The organism is Streptomyces sp. NPDC058221 (assembly GCF_042882365.1).
GTDB lineage: Bacteria > Actinomycetota > Actinomycetes > Streptomycetales > Streptomycetaceae > Streptomyces.
Map to the genome: position 1 here is coordinate 1 of NZ_JBHVWF010000312.1, position 1,716 is coordinate 1,716.

The window sequence follows — 1,716 nt, forward strand, 5'->3', positions numbered from 1 at the left end:
GGCCCGTACGGTCTGGGAGGGGCTGCTTCCGGGGCTCCGCAGCCGGGGAAGCTTCCGGCTGCTGGAGGCCCGGCTGCTGATCACGGAGGGGGACCGCGCCGCCGCCCGCACGCTGTTCGACGAGGGATTCGAGGTCGCCGACCTGCGGGAGGGTGCGGAGATCCTGGACGAGGTGTGGTCCGAACTCACCGACGAACCGCTGCCGGATGTGTACAACTTCCGTATGCGGCCACGCGCCTGACAAGAGGTCAGGTCGCCGGGTTCCGGTCGACGTACTCGAAGACCGAACCGTCCGGGTGGATGGCGATCAGATTGCGGCCGGCGGGCGTGTGGACGGGGCCTGCGATGATCCGGGCGCCGACGCGGGTCAGTGAGGCGTTGGCCTCGTCGACGTCCTTCACCGCGATCGTCGCCGTCACCTTGCGCAGGATCTCCAGCTCGGACTCGGGGCCGCTCATCAGCAGGAAGCAGCTGATGGCGGCCACCGAGACCCCGCCGCGCTCGAAGCGCAGCGCCGAACTGCCCGTGAGGTTCTCGTAGAAGGCCACCGCGGCCTCCAGGTCGTCGACGCAGATACGCAGCGTGGTTCCCAGGATTTCCATGCCGAACAGGGTAGTTGGCCGGTCAGCGGCGTGTGATCGATTCCGTCGACGGGGCCGCCCCGTGCCACCGGCCCCGTCCTGGGGCCCGGCACGCATGCTCAGACGCGGCAGAGCACCTCGCCGTGCGGGACCATGAACCAGCCGTCGTCCTGCGCGCCCCAGGTGCGCCACGCCCCGGCGATCGCGGTCAGCTGCTCGCTCGTCGCATGGCCGCCGTCGACCGCCAGCTTCGCGTAGACGGATCCGACGGTACGGTCCGCCCACAGGCTGCTCCACCAGTCCCGGCTCTCCGGGGTGGCGTAACACCAGGCGGCGGCTGTCGGGGTGATGTCGCTGAAGCCGGCCTGCCGGGCCCAGGAGAGCAGCCGGCGGCCCGCGTCCGGCTCGCCCCCGTTGGCCCGGGCCACCTGGCGGTACAGCCCCAGCCAGTCGTCCATGACCGGCACCTCGGGGAACCAGGTCATCGCGGCGTAGTCGCTGTCGCGGGCGGCGACGACACCACCGGGGCGGCAGACCCGGCGCATCTCGCGCAGCGCCTGCACCGGGTCGCCGACATGCTGGAGCACCTGGTGGGCGTGGACCACGTCGAAGGTGTCGTCGGGGAAGTCCAGCGCGTGCACATCGGCGGTGGTGAACTCCATGTTGTCCAGGCCGCGTTCCGTCGCCGCCTCGGCCGCCTGGTCCAGGATCTCCCGGGTGGTGTCGACGGCGGTCACCCGGCCGGGGGCGACCAGCGCGGCCAGATCCGCGGTGATGGTGCCGGGCCCGCAGCCGACGTCCAGCAGGCTCATGCCCGGGCGGAGTTCACCGATGAGGTAGGCCGCGGAATTGGCGGCGGTACGCCAGCGGTGCGAGCGCAGCACCGACTCGTGGTGGCCGTGGGTGTAGACGGCGGTCTCCTTCGGCATGACCGTGCATCCTCTCTCGAAACGCGAACCGCGAAGCGCTGATCGGTACGGCCACGGTACGCTCGACTGTCGAATGATGAGATGGGCATCTCGGAATGTGGGCGGTATCGCTCGTGGTGCGGGCACACGGCGAGGGGGGGGCGGCCCCGGCGGGGCCCCCCCCCCCCGGGGCCCGCGGCGGCGGGGGGGCGGACGAAAATAAGGGG

The 1,716-nt window shown here is 71.5% G+C and carries 2 protein-coding genes and 1 pseudogene; 1 reads left to right on the forward strand and 2 read right to left on the reverse strand.

All coding sequences use genetic code 11. The features are described 5' to 3' along the window. Positions 1-241 (forward strand): annotated as a pseudogene (locus ACFVW8_RS39090) (DUF5107 domain-containing protein); the annotation flags it as partial. A 7-nt stretch (positions 242-248) separates the two neighbouring features. Here ACFVW8_RS39090 and ACFVW8_RS39095 read toward each other — a convergent pair. Beyond that, positions 249-602 (reverse strand): VOC family protein, encoded by a 354-nt coding sequence (locus ACFVW8_RS39095; RefSeq protein ID WP_389698811.1) that lies wholly within the window; start codon positions 600-602, stop codon positions 249-251. A gap of 98 nt (positions 603-700) precedes the next feature. Then, the gene (locus tag ACFVW8_RS39100; protein WP_389698813.1) at positions 701-1,510 is read right to left on the reverse strand and encodes a class I SAM-dependent methyltransferase; all 810 of its coding nucleotides are present in this window, start codon (positions 1,508-1,510) and stop codon (positions 701-703) included. Positions 1,511-1,716 lie beyond the last annotated feature (206 nt).

What these genes read in the sequence shown, in the direction of transcription:
- ACFVW8_RS39095 (WP_389698811.1), bottom strand. Translation starts at nt 602, where the DNA reads ATGGAAATCCTGGGAACCACGCTGCGTATCTGCGTCGACGACCTGGAG.
- ACFVW8_RS39100 (WP_389698813.1), bottom strand. Translation starts at nt 1,510, where the DNA reads ATGCCGAAGGAGACCGCCGTCTACACCCACGGCCACCACGAGTCGGTG.